A 15,553-nucleotide genomic window follows, 5' to 3' on the forward strand; every position below is an offset into this window, starting at 1 on the left:
AATTTATTTTTGAATAAGATACCCTATAACGATTTTTATATCTAAACCACAATATTGTAGAAAAAAATCAATAAAAACGTCCTTACTCCAAATGGTCAGTATGGATGACCAAAGCCTGTCTACCTAGTTACGACTTCGAGCAATATTGGTAATTTTTCTAATAACAGATGGAACATCTTCAGCGTGTTGAATCGTGAACAAGTAATTTGCTTCTCCTTCTGTAGGAGTTTTTACATCTTCCTTATTCGCCTCATTCCCTTGACGAGTAAGAACCTCCTCAAAATTTGCAGCCGTTCTTAATACGGACGTACTTCGATTACTGTTGGAAATACGGTCTTTTAGAACATCTTCTGGAAGATCAAAATTTACAAGAATACTAGTAAAGCCTTTGTCATGATAATAGTCATGCCATTGCAAACGATTATGGCGATTTCGATTTGAGTTACATAGAATAATATGACAAGTCGATTCATGAATTGCATAATTAACAATTGTTTCAGTGAGCGTATACTTGATTAAATTTCATCCTTCCTTTGGTAACAAAGGTTAGTTATGAGTGTGAAGAAATTCAGCATGGTTATCTTGGTCCACTACAACCGAATGATATAAATCTTTTTCTAATGCTTTTGCAAATGTCGTCTTTCCACTATGCGTTTTTCCAACCGTCATAATAACTAGTCGATTCATTTATTTCCACTCCAATTTCATACATCAAATCTTCTTGTTTTTGTGAGATTTTTCACCCTAACCAATCACTTTGGAGTAATCTAATCTTTCGTATACCTCTAATTAAGCGTAATGGTATATTGCTTCCGAATTCTCCGATAATAAAGCCAGGACCTAACGGTAAAGGACCCAAAAATGAATATCGAAAAGGAAAATAGGATAACGTTTGTCATATCCATACCAGCAATAAAAACTCCTACAAGAAAACTATACATGATCACAATAGGTAGAAAAAGAATAGAATACGCAACAGCCACCTTTTTCGCTTGTTTCACATGAAGGAATTTGTCTGAGTATAATTGCGGCTTTTCCTCACCGTCAATATATTCATAGCTCCAAATCGTCCATTTTTGTAATGAAGTAGGAGACACATACACACTTTTCCAGCCAGCTTCTCTATGTATAGCGAAATAGTTTTCACTTGAAATATGTTGGTAATCCACGCAATACTTTACGTTACGAGGAGCGCCAGTGCGAAAATGAAAAGCTGTTCCTGCTTGACTAATTCGATATAAATGATAGCCTGCCTTCTCCATTGATTCCAGCCATTTTTCAAGCTTGTCTGGAGAATACATCCAAGCGAGCTTTCGTTTCCTCACAAGCTCCCCTGACCGCTTTAGCTGTAATTCTTCTTTTTTACTGAGTCTGTCTTCTTCCTCGTTCCCAGTAAATAAGTTCTCCACTTCTTCATTCATTAAATCCTTGTTCGTTTTTCCAATTGTTCTAATTGAATACATGGCTAACAATAACATTGTGATCACAGCACTAAAGAATAAATAGGTTACAATCCACATCGGACTCTCGACTTTGGTACTAGGTATTCCTAGAAGAAAGTCAATGCCTAGTGTCAAAATATGTTGTAGAGAAAAGGTTATTATGAAAATGAGCAGCCCAGTAAATCCATACATCATTTTTTTATTCCGTCTTAAGATCCCCTCTCGTACACTTGATCGCTTAATTTGTTCAACAGGTTTTCTGTTTTCCGTGATAAACCAATTTCCACTTTGTAATACTTTCGTCCAGCCGTCATCCTTTAACGTATTGGATAGAGGAATACTATTTGCTTTATCATATCCTACTCGATAGGTGATGTTTGTTGCCTCCCCTTGCTGAAAGGAAAAGCAACGTGTCCACCGATTTAATCCTACTAAGTGATGCCCTTTCTTCGCCATGTTGGAAAGCCAGCTTTCCGTTTTTTTGACATCATAGCTCCAAAAGGGCCTAAAAACTTTCAACATCAAATTCCCCCTCATACTTTCTTGCATTCTCGTGCAGCTCTTTTATTCTAGTTATTTCAGTAAGAATGAGCTTTTTTCCAATGTCGGTAATCTCATACACTGTTTTTCTTTGTTCATCAGCAAAAACAGTAATAATCCCATCCTTTTGCATTTTCGTCAACGTGCCATAAACTGTACCAGAACCTAAGCGGACTCGTGAATTGGAAATCTCCTCAACATGCTTCACAATTCCATATCCATGCCGTGGTTTTGTTAACGAAAGCAGTATATAAAAAGCCGTTTCGGTCATGGGTACATACTTTTTTAATACCTTTTCAATCTCCAACATGACACCTCTTTTCAGCTACCTTTAATTAATAGCTTTTATTACAATTATATATGTCACACTATGACTATATCACGACGTGACATATGCTTCAATAATGTATTTTCCATTAATCCCCTATAAGTTGGAGGTACAAACAACAGCGATATCAGTTTGTTCTTAAAATGACATCCGATAATGTGGAAAATGTTAGAAGTCAGCTGAAAATGTAATCAAAAAGAAAAAGCGTAAAAGATACACCCAAAATAGGACATATCCTCTACGCATTTTTTTCTTAGAGAAAATATTTAATTCATTACAGCATCTTCTGTATACGAGTGCCAAGGAGAAAATGGCAAAGTAATAGTTGTTTTTCTATAGTGGCTTCGCCAAAAGCTTTTTGTCTTTATTCCTCATTCAATAAATGTTGTTGAACGATTACTTGTTGTGAAAGAACGATTGGCGCATACACTTTTTCCATATGAGGAAAATACGTGTTCACTACAGCTAGAGACGATTCTTTCTGAAGTTTCATTAAGGCGTCTGGTAGAGTGCTAGATTCGTCATCACTATTCTCTTCTTCCTTACTCTCTCCTGCATTACTATCACTTTCGTTATTAGTAGTACCAACCGGTTGATAGTAATTCACTGTTGCTGGTGCATTAAAGGTAGCAATCGGTGCTTGAGGATCATTCTCTGGAGACTTAGGGACTGTCGGCTCTACGGTCCCTTCATTGGTGGTGTCATCCTCATTGCTGGCATTACTCGCAGCTTCTCTCGTCACATTGATCGTGTAAACCGTCTTTGTACCGTCAATTGCTGTAACAATCACTTCAATTAGATTCTCTCCTACTGCTAATTTAATTAAATTTTGATAAGTGCCGTTTGGCCCTTTTATTGTTACGACTGCACTAGGTTCCTCAGCGGTTGGTGTCACCGTAAGGGATTCGACTGAGTGATTCACATGTAGATCATACTCGGTTTTATTTCTTTCAAAACGTAAGTTTCCTTCACTAACTGAAAGGTTACTTAAATACAATGATGTGTCGTGAAATTCACCTGAATATATTACATTTTTACCCTTGTCTCTAAACGTTTGAATGATGTCTTTTGCCTGTAAATTCAAGGGGTTCCCTTCAAAATCCATAAAACGTAAATGCTGTAAATCTACTAAGCTTGAGATATCCTTAATGTTATTATCCTTCAAAAAAAGGTTATATAAGTTTTCTGTTTCAGATAAGCTTGAAATATCACTTATGTTGTTTGAAGATAAATAAAGATCTGATAAATTTTCCAATCCTGCTAGACTTGAGATATCCGTGATATTGTTATTACCCAAATATAATTCAAATACACTATTTAAATTCTCCAAGCCTGAAATATCATTTATTTTATTATTATATAAATATAAAAGATTAATTTTCTCTAAATTACTTAGGTTTGGTATGGCCTCAATCCTATTATTAGATGCATATAATTCTTCTATCTTCTCTAGTCCTGATAAGCTAGAAATATCCGTGATCTTGTTGTCATCTAAATATATATAAGATAAATTTGCTAAACTTTCTAAACTAGAAATATCCTCTATTTCATTATTACCTAGTGCTAAAGAATATAGATTGTCTAATCCCGCCAAGCTTGAGATATTAGTGATCTTGTTATTATATAAGTATAGGCTCGTTAAATTCCTTAATACTGAAAGGCTTGAAATATCGGTGACATTATTGTCAGTAAAAGATAACCGTTCTAACCTTACAAACGGTTCTATACTTGAGATATCGATATTTGTATTATCTAAAGATAAACTTGTTAATTTTTCCAATTTTTCTAAACTAGAAATATCAGAGATGTTGTTGTTATCTAAGTTCAGATGTGTTAAACCCTTTAAACTAAAAAGAGTTAAGATATCAATATCCTCAACATTGGTATTAGATAAATTTAATTCTTCAATATTTACTAGACCTGCTAAGCTTGATAGATCATTGATATTATTATCATACAGTTCGAGAGATTGTAAATTATCAGCGTACTGAAGTCCCTCAATATTTTGTATCCCTCTACCATTCGCATCCAATCTAGTTAAAGATTCTAAATCCGAAACAGTTAATTCCTCAGATGACCTCTTGCCCAACTCATGTTTAATCATTAATTCTAAATTTTCATCTGGAACCAGCTTCGTTTGCGCTAATACTGGCCCCTGTAGTTGGAAAATCGGCTGTAAGCACATGATGAATGCCATCATAATTACAATTCTTTTTCTTATTAATTTCTTCATTTTTTCTCCCTTCATTCTACGTTCTCTCTCGTTTCACGCTAGTATGTAATAACCGATTACAGTGAATATGAAATAATATTGACTAATAAAGACTTATCCTTTCAGAGAGAACTAAACACTTAAAAGACCGCTACTTTATGCAATAATTTATTCTATAATACATATCAACCTCCAATTGCTATTAGATTAATCACCGTCAATATTATAACGTAAATCTAATTATAAGCACTAAGAAATATTTACCATTTGTAAATGTTTTCATATAATGAAAAAGCGTAAGGTTTATCCTCATTAGAAAATGGGGAGTTAACCTTCACGCTTTTTTCGAGTCTATCATCATAGAGGATACGTTATTGCATTCAATTACTTCTATCCAGGCTAAAAGCTATTTGACAATGGCTCAATTTGAAAATCTAGTTATTGCCAAAATCATTAACCAGCAGTATTACTAATTAAATAAATGCTGTTGAACGATTACTTGATGAGAATGAACAATCGGTGTATACACTTTTTTCATATGAGGAAAATACGTGTTCACTGCAACTAGAGACGATTCCTTTTGAAGCTTTATTAATACTTTTGGTAGACTATTAGCTTCCTCATCTCTATTCTCTATTTCCTTGCTATCGCTTTTCTTACTTCCATTCTGAACCGATTGATAGTAATTCACTGTTACAGGTGCCTTAAAGATAGAAATGGCGGTATTAACTGGCACTAGATAATCAAGTGCATTTTCTCCGTACTCGGTTTTGTCCCTTTCAATGTGTGAGCTCCCTTCACTTACAGTCAAATCACTTGAATACGATGACTCATCTTGAAAGGTTCCAGAATAAATAACCTTTTTCCCCTGTTCTTCCAGTATTTGAATAATTTCTTCAGCCTTTAAGTTTAGTGGGTTCCCATCCAGGTCCATATACATTGGCTGCTGCAAATCTACTAAAGCTGAAATATCCTTGACTAAATTATCTCTCAATAATAGATAAAATAAATTTTCTACTTCAGCTAGTCTTGAAATATCAATGATACTGTTTGATGATATATAAAGTTGCGATAAATTTTTCAAACCAACAAGACTTGATATATCGCTAATGTTATTGTTTGACAAGGATAATTGTACCATTTTTTTTAGATGAACCAAGCTTGATAGATCCTTGATTAAATTATCAGATAAATCTAGTATATAGATTTTCTCTAAATTCGCTAAGCTTGTGATGTCCTCAATGCTGTTAGAATACAAGTATAGTTCTTCTACCTCCCCTAGTCCTGCTAAGCTAGAAATATCAGTGATTATGTTGTTACCTAAACTTAAATAAGATAAGTTTTTTAAACTTGCCAAACTTGAAATATCTTCAATTTGATTATTATTTAGAGATAATATATTTAAATTTTCAAGTCCCGCTAGACTAGAGATATCAGAGATCTTGTTGTCACTTAAATCTAAATTGGTTAAATTGGTTAAGTTAGATAGACTTGAAATATTCGTGATGTTAGTTCCTGTTAAATCTAGATTTGTTATATTTACTAATTTCTCAATACTTGATAGATTGTTAATTTTATTTCCATACAAATCTAGATATTGTAAATTTACTGCATACTCAAGTCCTTTAATACTGCTTACACTTTTTTCATATAGACTTAGTTCAGTTAGAGATTCCAAGTCAGCTACAGTTAATTCAGTGTTGTCTTGTTTGCCTAACTTTTGTTTAATTGCTTTGGCTAAATTTTGATCTGGAATTAGCTGAGAGCCAACAGGATCGATTTGGGTCTCTCTTGTCACGGTAATCGTATAGGTTCTTTCAGTCCCGTTCTCTGCTCTGACGATTACGTTAATTGGAGTGTCACCAACTTGTAAAACGATTGTTCCTGACTCTTCTCCACTACTTACTGCTTCTCCATTAACTATAATGGAAGCTTTATCGTTTTGTACGGTTGGCGTAACCTTGAGCGAATCAATATTGTTTTCTACATGAACAAAGTAGTTCATTTTATCTTGTTCAAAAATGAAGCTACCACTACTTACTGTTAAATCAAATAAACTAGCGTTACTTGATTGTGCTTCGTCTAGAAAATCACCTGGATAAATAACGGTTTTTCCTTCTGATGCCAGCGTTTGAATAATTTCTTTTGCCTTTAAGTTTAATGGGTTGCCTTCAAGATCCATTAACCTTAGCTTCTGTAAATCGACTAAGCTTGAAATATCCTTGATAAAGTTTTTTCTTAAATAAAGATAGTTTAAATTTTCTGCCTTAGCTAGACTTGAGATATCCGTAATATGGTTTGATGGTAAATAAAGTTCTGCTAAATTTTTTAAACCAGCTAGACTTGAGATATCACTAATACTATTGCTAGATAATAATAATTGTATTAAATTATTCATATTCGCTAAGCTTGAAATATCCTTAATATTATTACCCGATAAATCTAGTATATAGATTTCCTCTAGATCTGTGAGGCTAGAGATATCTTCAATGTCATTACTCGAGAGGTAGAGTTCCTCTAATTCCTTTAGTCCTGCTAAGCTTGAAATATCGGTAATATTGTTTTCACTTAAATATAAATAAGATAAGTTTACTAATTCTTCCAAACTAGAAATATCATTTACCTGATTACTGTTAAGAGCTAATGAATTTAGATTTTCTAGTTTCGCTAAGCTTGAAATATCAGAGATGTTGTTATTATACAAATTTAAATTCGTTAACTTTGTTAGTGTTGATAGGCTTGAAATATCGGTTATGTTGGTTTCACCTAAATGTAAATAGGTCAAATCCACTAATGTTTCTATACTCGATATATCGTTAATATGATTGCCATACAGATCTAGATATTGTAGATTGACTGCATGTTCAAGGCCTTCAATGCTCTTAACGTTTTTTTCATATAGATTTAATTCAGTCAGTAATTTCAAGTCAGCTACTGTTAATTCAGTGTGGTCTAACTTGTGTAATTTTTGTTTAATTGCTTGTTCTAAATTTGGGTCTGGTATCAGCTTCTGGGATTGTGCAAACACAGGGTACTCTAGTTGCACAATAGGCTGAAAACAGAAGATGATTGCTATTATAATCATTATTTTTTTATGTATACTATTCTTCATTTTTTCTCCTCTTCCCTACATTCGCTTCGTTACGTACTAAAGTATGTAAATGGCTTTAATGAGCAGATCATTGTGTCCTGTAGAAATCCTTATTTGAACAGCTTATCTGGACAAAGAATTCAATAAAGCACGTTCTATCCACTTGCTACTATGTACCCACCTCTCTTCAATTTTTTACAAAAAACCCCTCCTATTATAACGTAAATCTAGCGGTATTGACGAAATTTTTTTGTAGGGAAAGAGACGAGCTTATTCTATTTCACCCCGTTGAATATCTCAATGAAAAAAACACGGTAACGGATTTCTCCTACCGTGGTATTTACTAATGATAATAACAACTCTGCTGTCTACTCCCCATTTTTAAACGAGCTAACTTGTTTCTATCAAATGAAACCCATTTTTTAAATAGAATAGCTGTTGTATTTCTTGGACCAGTTGAAACGAGCATTTCATTATAAGGGACGTCTATCTGTTTAAGTTTATTCAACAAGGAAAGGGCAATCGTTTATTCTAAAAGAGCCCCACATTGTATTTAACCCACATATTACCTTAAAAGTGTTTTGCGTGAAGGCTTTCCAGCGTATCTTTTATAGGTGGAATCTTATCGCATATAATCAGCTTTATCTCTACTTTAATGGAAGGAATTTGTACATTAATCATTTGGAATCTGTTTGCTTATTTGTTACTAAACGATATTTTTCTGATAGCAGTTCTTTTAATCATCGACACTTATATATGCACTATGTCTCCTTTTCAATTAATTCGATTCTCTATCTGATTCTTTCAGATGGACTTCCTGATTATTGATGGACTGAAGTTGCTGGTCGGCAAATTGCTTGTATAAAGAATGAGATTCGTATAACTCTTGATGTGTTCCAATCCCTGTGATGTTTCCTCTATCTAAAAAGACGAGTTGGTCAGCATTAATCACTGTTGATAAACGATGGGCAATAACGATGGTGGTGCGACCTTTCATTAAATTGGTTAACGCTTTTTGCACCTCAATTTCTGATTTACTGTCTAAGCTAGACGTTGCTTCATCTAATAGCAGCAGGTGAGGATTGCGAATCAAGGCTCTTGCAATACCAATTCGTTGCTTTTGTCCGCCCGAAAGCTTAATTCCCCTCTCGCCCACTTGTGTATCGTAACCTTGAGGAAAGCTCTCAATAAACTGATCGGCGTAAGCCATGTTAGCCGCTTCCTTAATCTCTTCATCGGATACTTGACGCTGCACACCATAAATAATGTTTTCTTTAATTGTCCCTGCAAGAATCGGACTTTCTTGCGGCACATACCCAATTTCCTTTCGCCATGCACCTAACGAGAACGCTTCTATAGGTTGATTGTCGAGTAAGATTTCTCCTGAAGTTGGGGAATAAAAACGTTCAATCATTGAAAAGATTGTCGTTTTCCCACTTCCACTTGGACCAATCACTGCCGTTACTTTTCCCGGTTCGACGGAAAAAGAAATACCTTTTAATACTTCCTCATCCTGCTGATACTGAAAATCAACCTGGGAAAATCGCAGCTGTTTATTCATTTGCACCTTAGTGATTCCAGTAGCTAATTCTTCATGATGACCTTCTAAAAGCTCGACCATCCTCTCAGTTGCCCCCATCGATTTCTGAAGTTGAGTGAAAAAGGTCGTGAATGCCGAAATAGGGATGACAATTTGGAAAAGGTACAAAATAAACGCAACAAGGTCACCTGGTGTTAAGTCGCCTTGGGTAACTCGGTAACCTCCGTACCCAATTACAATAACAAGGAGAGCCATTAATACTAACGTCATTAATGGCGCAATGATCGCTTGAATTTTGGCTTCTTTTAATCCGATTGTGTATAAATCGTGAATAGAGGCTTCTCCACTTTTTTGTTCTTTTTTTTCTGCATTAGAAGCCTTTACGAGTCTGATTTCTGCTAATACGCCTGTTAATAATGAAGTGAATGTCGCCGTTTCATTTTGCAGTTCCTTCGAAATTTTATACATTTTTCTCCCGAGAGGAATGAGAATGATGGCTGTTAACGGAACAGCAATAACCATGATTAACGTCATCTTCCAATCAAGATAAAGCAAGATTAGAATTGAACCTATAATGGATAAAATCCCTGTAAAAAATCCGGTTGCATGGTCCGTTATCAAGCCTTTCACTATACTCGTGTCATTCGTTAGCCGACTAATAAGTTCACCAATTTTATGATTATCATAAAACTTGACCGGTAAATGAAGCTGCTTTTTCCATAAACGAATTCGCAATTGCGCTACGACATGTTGACCGACTACATTTAATAGATAAATCGATACTCCACTAGCGACAGCCTGCATAATAAACGCAACAAGTAGCCCTCCAACGAGCATCATATTCATATTCGATAAATCCACTGTATCAATTAAACTTTTCGTAAAGAGAGGAATTCCTAATCCTACGAGGGTAGAAATCAAGCTTAGTCCGACTGCAACCCCAAATTTCGCCTTGGGAGGCTTCGTATCAAAAATAAGCTCTTTAAACTCACTCCATTTATTCGAACCCGTTTCTTTCATTATGATATTCTCCTTTTTATCTTTCTATCTCCATTGTAAAAGAACGATTGAAAAATGAAAAATAGTAACACTCAATACAGATACTTAACATCTGCATGTAGGACTCACTCTATATTCGGCTTCACCCATAGCTTGGAAAAATCTACGTAACCAAAATGCTTAATCGTAACGTTCTTCAATTCCTCTGAGAAGGGAATTTTTCGTTTTTTATGATACAACGGAATCATTAAGGAAGCTTCAAGTAGAGATTTTTCCACCTTTTTATTTAGTGCCGGCCATTTTTCAAAAGGGGTTCGTTCATATTCAGCCATATCCTTTAGCAGCCCTTCATCTGTTTTAATAATGTCAGGTAAGGGAGAATAACCATTTTTCAGGAAAAAATAAAAGGAAAAATGTTGATTCATTTCAAACACTTCACCGTGAACAAATAGGTCAACCTCCTGCTTTACCTTCTCATTGTATAGAGTGTCCTCAAATGGCACCCACTTTAATTGAACAGGTACGCCTTCTTTCTCTAAAATCTCTTTTAACCACATTGTTGCTTTTTCTGTGTAGTTCATTATTTTCAAAATAAGTGGTTCAGAGAAATAAGGTCGGTTTACTTTTTCTATGTCATATTGCTCACTTACTCCAGTTAAACATCCTTGGTCGTTAGGATTCATAAGCGGGTTGACATCGACTATCGTATGACGGTTTTTGGCTATGATATAATGCAAATAATCACGAACTTCCTTTCGGTTTATCGCTGATTGACGAAAGGCATTCATCATAATGACGCCAAACCCAGAATTACTTTCAACGGAGAAAGTCGATTTCTCCCCTTCAAGGTTGGCCGCTCGGTACAACCTGCCAAAATCTTGTGGTACAATCACAAATTCTACAGAATCTAACAAAGGTCGCTCTTGAAAATACTCTTTAAATGCAACCAATGACGTTCTGGTCTCACTATTCTCTTCAATGTAGAATGGACCTGTTCCAATGATTGTCCCCTTCATTTCTTTATATATACTCGCGTTTAACATCGAGAGCATTTGTAAGCAGTAGCTACATCCATTAGGAAATTCTAGATCAACTACTAACGGAGCTTTTGTGACAATGCTTGTCACAGGCTTCCACAAATCTTGAAAGTGTGAATGGTTCTGTAATTTTTGTAAACAATGAACAACATCCTCTGCTACTAAGATGGAACCATCATGAAAAATAACATCCTTTTTTAAGTATAGTCTCAAACGTGTGGATGTCTCCTCCCAGCTATGTACTAATTCTGGCAACACCTCACCATTATGATTAACAGCAACTAGCCGGTTATAAATATTTGCAATTAAACTAACACTATTTGCATCCGCTGCTACTAATGGATGCATCGACAGAAACGGATAAACTTTCGGAATCAGAAGTTTATCTTGAACATTGAGATTGTTCGTATACCCAAATTTCGAACGAAATTTCTCCATTAGCCGCAGCTTACTATCCTTTGACCAGTCCCATAACAAATATTTACTAATCATTTCAATACTCCACTTATCCATGCTGTTCAGCAACTGTTCTTCATACATTTCTTCCACACTCCACTTATCCATGCTGTTCAGCAACTGTTCTTCATACATTTCTTCCACATTTTTTAACCATTGAAGCGTTGACACTTTTCCTCGTCCACGCCCTGATGAAAAGGTAAGCCATTCCTCCTTCGTCCATTTTTGTATATACCTAGAGGTTTGTTTTGTGCTTAATCGAAGTGCTTCAGCTAACTCTTCTTTTTTTACATTCCCTGATGGAACTGCCTTCCATAAAGTCAATAATTGTCTATCCATTTCCTTCTCCTTTTAAAAAGGGGACATTTTTTTTTCATCTGTCCGTTTTTTTCTTCTTTAGTCTAGTTTAATATACTAGAAACAGAGGAGGTTCACAATATGTCTTGGAAAGAATATCCACAAAATATTAAGGTACGATTAATCACTTCTTTTTTTAACCGTACCGTATCATCAGCGGTTATGCCGTTTATGGCCCTATTTTTCTCAGAAGAATTGAATAAAGTTTGGGCAGGGTTATTTTTAGTTTTTACCGTTTTTGTTAGCTTTGGGGTTAGTATGGTTGGAGGTTATATTTCCGATCGTTTCCCTCGTAAAAAAGTGTTATTAGTCACATCGACTTTTAGTGCACTCATGTTTCTAATTATGACGATTAGCTTATATCCGAAGGAGAATATCATCTGGCTATTTGCCTTTGCTTATTTAGTATATATTGTAACTAGCAGCCTTGGGAGGCCTGCCATGCACGCTATTATTATTGACTCAACAACACGTGAAAATCGTCAAGCAATCTATACGCTTGATTACTGGCTAGTCAATTTATCGATGGCAATCGGGGTTTCATTAGGAGGATTGCTATATTTACATCATCAAATCGTCTTGTTCTCTTTATTGACACTTACATCTTCCATGCTGCCTATTGCCTATAAGCTTTGGCTCATTGACGAACATACTCAGCTTTTAGAGAAGAAGCACAAAAATGTATTGGTAGATTTAGTAGCAAACTATAAGACAGCCTTTCAGGATACACCATTTGTCAAAGTGGTGTTTGGCTCAATGTTTATTTTTTCCGCTGAATTTTCGCTAAATAGTTATATTGGTGTACGGTTAGCCGAATCATTTGAATCGATTCATATCGGTCATTTTGAATTAGCCGGGGTACGAATGTTAAGCTTACTAAACATTGAAAATATGCTTCTCGTTGTATTTTTAACGTTTATGATAAACAGAGTCACTCGTCGCTTTAGCAATCAGTCAATGCTTCTAACTGGACTGGTTTTATACGGTATTGGTTATGTGACGGTCACTTCTGCTAATACATGGTATATACTGATTTTGTTTAATTTGATCGCCACATTGGGGGAGTTAATCTATTCCCCTATACGTAACACAGAACAAGCAAATATGATTCCGGATGATAAAAGAGGGTCTTACTCCGCTTTTTCCAATATTTCCTTTAGTGGAGCCGACTTAATCGCACGCTCTACAATCATCATTGGAGCTTATTTAGCCCCGACCATGATGTCGGTTTATATCGGCATCTTTATCATGATCGGAATCGCGTTAATGTACTCTGGTTTGTTTCTGACATCCCCTAAATCAGTAAATAAACACATGACAAGTCATTCTCACAGATAGGTCAATAGGAGACGAGAGATGGGGAAATAGCTTCCGTATCTAATGTCCAAGCCATGGTCTCAAGAAAGCTAGATTTAAATGAAAGACAAAATACCTTAACGATTCCACTTACAGGAATCATTATAGAAAGATAACCGTAGGATTGTTGAACTGCCCCCCAATTGTTAGACACATAATCTAACAATTGGAGGAGCAGTTTTTCTATGTTACACCTGATGAAAAAGTACAAATCGTTCTTCGTTATTTGAACGCGGAAACGAAAGCTATCGAGAAATTGGCCAAGATGTCGGTGTAAGAAAGACAGTTATTATCAATTGAATAAAGCAATATAAGCAGAATGGTGCAGAGGCTTTCCTCAAACGGTATACAAATTACACACAACAGTTTAAACTACACGTACTAAATTTCATGATTGAAAACGGTATTTCCTTTCTTGAAACGGCAGCTGCTTTTAATATACCTGGGCCTTTAAAGATTAGTGTTTGGAGAAAACAACTCGAAACACAAGGAGTCGATGCCCTTCAATCAAAGAAAAAAGGGCGCTCATCCATAAAAAAAGAGACAAATAAACACTAGTTGAAGGATCAGTCGAAGTACTTGAAGCACGAATTAAACAGCTTGAAATGGAAAATGAGTACTTAAAAAAGTTGAATGCCTTAGTTCAAAAGAAGGAAAAATCACCAAACGAGACAGAGAAAAACTAATTTATGAGTTGAGGCATAAATATTTCTCGAAGGCACTTGTGAAGCTAGCTTAAACCAAGCCCTTTCAAAATGCGCTGAACCTTCTTGTGATTTACTTTCGACCACGATTCGCTAGCTCATCACGAATGCGACGATAGCCATAACAACCTTCATTTCCCTCAAATATCGGCTTAATTTCATCCTTCAAATCGGAATCTGAATTTGGGCGATTCATTTTTTTACTAAATCATACTACGTGCTTTGTAATGTGTTGTACGTATAAAAAATATAAGTCTTATAAAGGGATGGTCGGTAAAGTTGCCCCAAACATTTTAGAACGTAATTTTAAGGCAGAAGCACCGAATCAAAAATGAGTAACCGACATCACAGAGTGAATATTATTTGGTAAGAAACTTACTTATCCCCTGACTTGTTTAACGGTGATATTATTACATACACAATCGGCTCTAGACCAACGTATACACTTGTTTCAGAAATGTTAGAGAAAGCTTTAGAATGTCTACCTGAGGCTCATCAGCTACTGATACACTCGGATCAAGGGTGGCATTATCAAATGAAGCGATATATTCGTACACTTCAATCAAGCGGTATTGTGCAAAGTATGTCTCGAAAAGGAAACGGTTACGACATCGCAGTAATGGATCATGAAATCAGAATTTCTGTATTTGAAAGAGTTTGAAAGTGTGGATCATTTTAAACTAGAATTAGAAAAATATATACACTACTACAATACGAATCGGATGAAGGCTAAATTAAAAATGAGTCCGGTGCAATCCCGAACTCATTTTTACCAAGTTGCCTAATGAAATAACCATGTCTAATATTTAGGGGTCAGGTCACTTCATTTATAGGTTATCTTTCTTTTAACCTTTTTATCAGTAACTGTAACTCAGCCTCTGTACAATCCCCATAACCATATCTTACCTTTTCATAAATAGGAATAATTTCGACTGGCCCTTTGATTCTTTGAAACCATTCTTGAATCGTCTCTGCTACTCTTTTTCTCTTTTGGTCTACTAGATTTTCTTCCCATCTTTTCACATATTCTCGAACTTCATGAAGCTCTTCTGATCTTATTATGTGAGTATCTATTTCTACCGCCTCTACTTTACTAGATTCCTTCTTTACAGGTACGGACATTTCGTTTTGGCTCATCTCCATTTTTTTCTTCTTTACATGTCTTCTCCGGACGAAATAGACGGTGACAGCGATGAGAAGAAAAAGAATGATATAAATATATAGGGTTAGTTTGTCAGTTGAATTCTCTTCAGGAAAAGGAAAATCTACTTTTTTCCCTGTAGGAATTCCCTCTCTACCATTTGTACCGTTTTCAATCATAGTACCTTCATCCGTTGGTTCCTCCCATTTTTGTTCTGAAGGTGGATCATTGGAAGAAAATGTTGATTTCACGTTATATGCGATCGTAGAGGTTACACTTGTTAACAGCAAACTTAGCAAGGAGGCCATTACAAATAAACAACCAATGATAAACCATTTATTCTTCATTTT

At 35.4% G+C, this 15,553-nt stretch carries 7 protein-coding genes and 6 pseudogenes; 3 read left to right on the forward strand and 10 right to left on the reverse strand.

The window, feature by feature from the left end:
• Positions 1-123: 123 nt before the first annotated feature.
• The 8 genes and pseudogenes from WAK64_RS15495 to WAK64_RS15525 all read right to left on the reverse strand — a co-directional run bounded on the left by WAK64_RS15495 (position 124) and on the right by WAK64_RS15525 (position 11,984).
• Positions 124-687: pseudogene (locus WAK64_RS15495) on the reverse strand (AAA family ATPase).
• A 98-nt stretch (positions 688-785) separates the two neighbouring features.
• Entirely contained in the window at positions 786-1,964 is a 1,179-nt protein-coding gene (locus WAK64_RS15500) for a DUF2812 domain-containing protein (protein ID WP_336587903.1), read from the reverse strand.
• Complete coding sequence (locus tag WAK64_RS15505) at positions 1,948-2,292, reverse strand: PadR family transcriptional regulator (RefSeq protein WP_419465958.1); 345 nt, start codon at positions 2,290-2,292, stop codon at positions 1,948-1,950. Before WAK64_RS15505 ends, WAK64_RS15500 begins: the two co-directional genes overlap by 17 nt.
• Positions 2,293-2,674: 382 nt before the next feature.
• Entirely contained in the window at positions 2,675-4,543 is a 1,869-nt protein-coding gene (locus tag WAK64_RS15510) for a leucine-rich repeat domain-containing protein (protein WP_336587904.1), read from the reverse strand.
• A 448-nt stretch (positions 4,544-4,991) separates the two neighbouring features.
• The gene (locus WAK64_RS15515; RefSeq protein ID WP_336587905.1) at positions 4,992-7,634 is read right to left on the reverse strand and encodes a leucine-rich repeat domain-containing protein; all 2,643 of its coding nucleotides are present in this window, start codon (positions 7,632-7,634) and stop codon (positions 4,992-4,994) included.
• 1,017 nt (positions 7,635-8,651) lie between these two features.
• A pseudogene (locus WAK64_RS22455) lies at positions 8,652-9,252 on the reverse strand (ABC transporter ATP-binding protein); the annotation flags it as partial.
• A 60-nt stretch (positions 9,253-9,312) separates the two neighbouring features.
• A pseudogene (locus tag WAK64_RS22460) lies at positions 9,313-10,173 on the reverse strand (ABC transporter transmembrane domain-containing protein); the annotation flags it as partial.
• 104 nt (positions 10,174-10,277) lie between these two features.
• A complete protein-coding gene (locus tag WAK64_RS15525; RefSeq protein WP_336587907.1) occupies positions 10,278-11,984 on the reverse strand; it encodes an ABC transporter substrate-binding protein in 1,707 nt (568 codons plus the stop codon).
• A 99-nt stretch (positions 11,985-12,083) separates the two neighbouring features.
• Between WAK64_RS15525 and WAK64_RS15530 the strand changes: the two genes are divergently transcribed.
• Both WAK64_RS15530 and WAK64_RS22465 read left to right on the forward strand, forming a co-directional pair.
• Positions 12,084-13,340, forward strand: a complete 1,257-nt coding sequence (locus WAK64_RS15530; RefSeq protein WP_336587908.1) for an MDR family MFS transporter — start codon at positions 12,084-12,086, stop codon at positions 13,338-13,340.
• A 184-nt stretch (positions 13,341-13,524) separates the two neighbouring features.
• Positions 13,525-14,094, forward strand: a pseudogene (locus tag WAK64_RS22465) (helix-turn-helix domain-containing protein); the annotation flags it as partial.
• On the opposite strand, the pseudogene WAK64_RS15540 reads toward WAK64_RS22465, so the two are convergent.
• A pseudogene (locus WAK64_RS15540) lies at positions 14,095-14,264 on the reverse strand (IS3 family transposase); the annotation flags it as partial. It abuts the pseudogene before it with no gap.
• Between the two features lie 37 nt (positions 14,265-14,301).
• Here WAK64_RS15540 and WAK64_RS22470 point away from each other — a divergent pair.
• A pseudogene (locus tag WAK64_RS22470) lies at positions 14,302-14,847 on the forward strand (IS3 family transposase); the annotation flags it as partial.
• Between the two features lie 49 nt (positions 14,848-14,896).
• Here the strand turns inward: WAK64_RS22470 and WAK64_RS15555 are convergent.
• On the reverse strand, positions 14,897-15,550 hold the full coding sequence (locus WAK64_RS15555; RefSeq protein WP_336587912.1) for a hypothetical protein: 654 nt from the start codon (positions 15,548-15,550) through the stop codon (positions 14,897-14,899).
• Positions 15,551-15,553 lie beyond the last annotated feature (3 nt).

Source organism: Bacillus spongiae (assembly GCF_037120725.1).
Taxonomy (GTDB): Bacteria; Bacillota; Bacilli; order Bacillales; family Bacillaceae_K; genus Bacillus_CI; species Bacillus_CI spongiae.